This is a genomic window from Actinomycetota bacterium, assembly GCA_035759705.1.
Lineage (GTDB): Bacteria > Actinomycetota > CADDZG01 > JAHWKV01 > JAHWKV01 > JAJCYE01.
The window spans coordinates 1-3546 of record DASTUJ010000137.1 but is presented as its reverse complement, the minus strand read 5'-3'; the positions used below and the strand labels follow the sequence as shown (position 1 = coordinate 3546).

The 3546-nt window shown below is 65.5% G+C and carries 4 protein-coding genes; 2 read left to right on the top strand and 2 right to left on the bottom strand.

What is annotated here, in order from left to right; translation table 11 throughout:
• Positions 1-32: 32 nt before the first annotated feature.
• Positions 33-1964 carry a PA domain-containing protein gene (locus VFV09_09425; GenBank protein HEU4867936.1) on the bottom strand — a complete coding sequence of 644 codons (1932 nt, stop codon included), beginning with the start codon at positions 1962-1964 and terminating at the stop codon, positions 33-35.
• Between the two features lie 160 nt (positions 1965-2124).
• Between VFV09_09425 and VFV09_09420 the strand changes: the two genes are divergently transcribed.
• Positions 2125-2604: a MarR family transcriptional regulator gene (locus VFV09_09420; GenBank protein HEU4867935.1), complete on the top strand. Its 480-nt coding sequence runs from the start codon at positions 2125-2127 to the stop codon at positions 2602-2604.
• On the opposite strand, the gene VFV09_09415 is transcribed toward VFV09_09420, so the two are convergent.
• A complete protein-coding gene (locus VFV09_09415; protein HEU4867934.1) occupies positions 2601-3191 on the bottom strand; it encodes a restriction endonuclease in 591 nt (196 codons plus the stop codon). The genes VFV09_09420 and VFV09_09415 overlap by 4 nt on opposite strands.
• Before the next feature lie 58 nt (positions 3192-3249).
• Here VFV09_09415 and VFV09_09410 point away from each other — a divergent pair.
• A partial coding sequence (locus VFV09_09410; protein ID HEU4867933.1) for a LysR substrate-binding domain-containing protein occupies positions 3250-3546 on the top strand: 297 nt, incomplete at its 3' end.

Here is a 3546-nt window from a genome sequence, read left to right as displayed (position 1 = left end):
GGCGTCCGATGACGCCCGGGCCGCCTCTTAACCTACGGCTGGAAGATCCAGAGACCGGAGTCCCGGTCGGAAGCCAGCACGTACTTCTGCCCGTTCGGGTGCTTGTGGACCTCGATCCCCCAGAAGTTGTTGCCCTGCTGGGTGACCGGCTTGCCGCTGGTTGTCGTCATGCCGGGTCCCGCGATGAACGACCCCACCTCGGTGAGGGTGCCTCCGGCGTGGCTCAACACCCTCAGGCCGCCCGAGTAGTAGGCAACGTAGGTCAGGTCGACGTCCGGATCGGTCGCCACCTCGTGCACCGACAGGTCGCCGAACCCGGTAGCGAACGCCTCATCCTGGCTCTCGGGTATGGCGAACTGGTCGAGGTCGGCGAAGGTCTGGGCGTCGAACAGGTGGATGTAACCCCACCCGTCGAACACCGCCCGGATGTCGACCGCCGACGCCTCAGGCCCGGCCGGGGTCGCGGTGCCTGTGCCGTCCAGCCCACAGGTGTATCCGTCCAGCGAAGCGCCGAGGATCCGGAACCCGTCGGTGCGGGATACGAACATCGCCGGGGTGTCATTCTCCGCGAGCATCGTGACCAGTGTTTCGCAGCCGTCCTCCCCGGTGCGGTTGAAGACGATCACTCCCTGGTACCCGGCGTCATCGGCATTCTGGATCTTGACTGTGAAGTCGCAGACCCCCCTCTCGATTACAGCTATTGGGTGGGCGGCATCCGCCGGCGGGAAGGAACCTGCTTCACACGCCAGCCCGAGAAAGCGTGTATCTCCCGTGATCGAGGTGTCGTTGTCAATCGGCGGTGTGGCCGAGCCCTGCACTGCGGTGAAGGTGGAGCCGGCGTGGAGCCCCTCGGTGATGGTCGCGGTGACCCGGTACGGGTCGAAGTCCTCGTCGGTGGCGACGAAGAACTCGTTGTCCCGGGTGAACTCGGCCTCGTGTCCGTTGCCCTCGGGCGGAAGCGCGATGCCGTTGCTGGCAAGCAGCACCGGGTCGACCGCCGGGTACTCGGTGTCACCGAGGTAGACCGGGTTGGTCGGATCGGTCAGGTCAACCTGGATGTACCCGCCGTCCCAGTACGAGAGCAGCCCGATGTAGCGCCCGTTGATCTTCTTGACGATCTCGTCGTGGATGAAGGTTGCGTCCCCGTGGACCGCTCCCAGCGGCTGCCGGGACTGCGGGGCAAAGTCGTAGTCGGCGACGAACTTGGGCCGGCTCGGGTTTGTGATCTCGATGATGTCGGTGTCGGTCGCCTCCTCGTCGTCGGTCATGACCACGTAGGCCCGGCCGGTTTCGTCGTTGGTCCAGCCGAAGGCCGAGTGCACCTGGTTGGAGTGGGTCTGGCTCTTGCCCTTGACCGTGAAGTCGCCGAAGCCCTCGACCAGCTTCTTCGGCTTCAGCGGGTTGGTGACGTCGACCAGCGTCACGCCGCCGACGCCGTTCTGCTCCTTGACGCCGGGGCAGATCTCGTTCTGGTAGATGAGGACGTCGCCCTTGAAGAACTTGTTGTCGAGACTGATCACCTGGGATCCCTCCCCGGCAAAAGTGCCCAGGTGGCTCGGGACGTAACCGGCGGCCTTGGGGTTCGCCGGGTCGGAGATGTCGACGATCCGAATGCCGCCCCGGTCGCACTGCGGCTCGTAGTAGAGCGTCAGGTAGGCGTAGTTCCCCTTGGCCGACACGTCACCGATGCGGCCCTCCTGCTCGTTCGTCCCGAACAGGTCGGTGAACCCGACCAGGTCGACGCCGTTCTGAACCTGGGGCAGGTGGTTGGCGCTCGGTCCGTGCTGGGCTCCGGCGCCGTGGCTGTGGACCTCCTTGCCCGCGTTCTGCGCCCCGTCGCCCGCGAGGCGAGAGCCGGTATCAAGGGGAGCGACCGCCGTAGCGACCGCACCTCCCAGCATCAGCACGCCCAGAATGGCGAGAATGATTGGGGCATGACGGTGAATCTTCGAGCGGTACGGCATGGGGTCCTCCGGATCGAGGTCGGCAGAATTGGCGCCTAATGTTTTCACTCCGGCCACCCCTTGCCTAGAGGGAAAGTAAGAATTCTAAAGAAATCCCTATGTCTTGCCGCTCCCGAAGAATTCGTTGCGGTAGCAACTACCAGGATCTACAATTGAGAGCGTGTCCGACACCGACCACTCAGAAGCCCGCGCCGCCTTTCCGGTATTCCTGAAGAGTTGCGCCTTAATGGTCGACCGGCTCGATCGTGAGCTTCAGGAGCGGGTCGGCATCCAGCTGACCTGGTACGAGGTCCTCGCCCAGCTCAGCTCCTCTACGACCGGACGCATGCCGATGAAGCAGCTGGCGCAGTCGGTCAGCCTCAGCAAAAGCGGCATCACCCGTCTGGTCGACCGGATGGAGCGATCGGGGCTCGTTGAACGCCACTCCTGCAGCGATGACGGCCGGGTCTGCTTCGCCGGCCTGACACGCCGGGGGCTCTCCGTGCTCCAGGTAGCCCGACCGGTAGCCGCAGAAGGCGTCGAAGAGTACTTCGCCCGGCACATCACGGCTGAAGAAGCGCAGGTGATGGCCACGGCACTCAAGCGGGTCCTGGAAGCCGCCGGCCGGCCGCAACCGGAGCCGGTCCAAGTCCGGGCCTAGCCGGGCTCAACCTGCGCGACCGGGCTTCGTTGCCGGTTGGCCCGCCGCACCAACTCCACCAAAGCGGTTCCATCGATCAGCTCGATACCATGCTGCTCCGCCAGATCGATGGCCGGGGCGGAGAACCGGGAGGTCGTCACCAGGATCCCCCGGTCCGCTCCGGCGTGGGTGATCGACCCCAGGAAGCGCTGGATCTCTCCCGACCCCACGGCAATGCCCGGCGCGTGCCGTTTGCACTGAACCACCACCGGGCGGCCCCTGCGGTCGAAGCAGGCGATGTCGACGCCGAGGTCGGCCGCCTTGCCGACCACCCGGACCTTCCGGTACGACGAGCGGGCAAGCACGCCGGCCACCGCCTTCTCAAACTCGGGCGGCGTGAGGCTCAGTAGATCGCCCAGGGCCCCGATGCGCTTGCCTGCCGCCCTGGATCTGATACGCCACGCCCAGATGGTCAAAACCAGGCCTGCGACGACTACACCGGAGAAGGCCCGCGCCACCGGAGGGTTCTGGGTGAGATACCAGACGCCGGCAGCCAGCAGGGCCACGACAATGAGGGCTCCCTTGAGCCGAACCAGAAGAGTGGACACGTTCTCACATTAGGGGCCGGGTGAGACAATTCGGCGCATCCGACGATCAAGGGGACCATTGAAGACACAAGCTAATACGTCGCTGCACCTGGCGGGGCCGCCCGAGTTCACCACTACCTGCGTGCTTCCGGCGCTCGCCGATCTCGTCGCCTCCGGTCTCAGCCTCGAGGTGACGCTTGGCCGCCCGGCCGAAAGGCTCCTGGCCGGACTAAAGGACGGCGGCTACGACCTCGTGATCAGCACCACCCCGCCGGATGCCGAAACCCTGACGGTCACCGCACTCTTTCGAGAGGAGTTCCTTCTGGTCGCCTCCCCAGTGGTCGCGTCAAAGGTCACCGGAAGCGGTTCTCGGGCG

What these genes read in the sequence shown, in the direction of transcription:
- VFV09_09425 (HEU4867936.1), bottom strand. Translation starts at nt 1,964, where the DNA reads ATGCCGTACCGCTCGAAGATTCACCGTCATGCCCCAATCATTCTCGCC.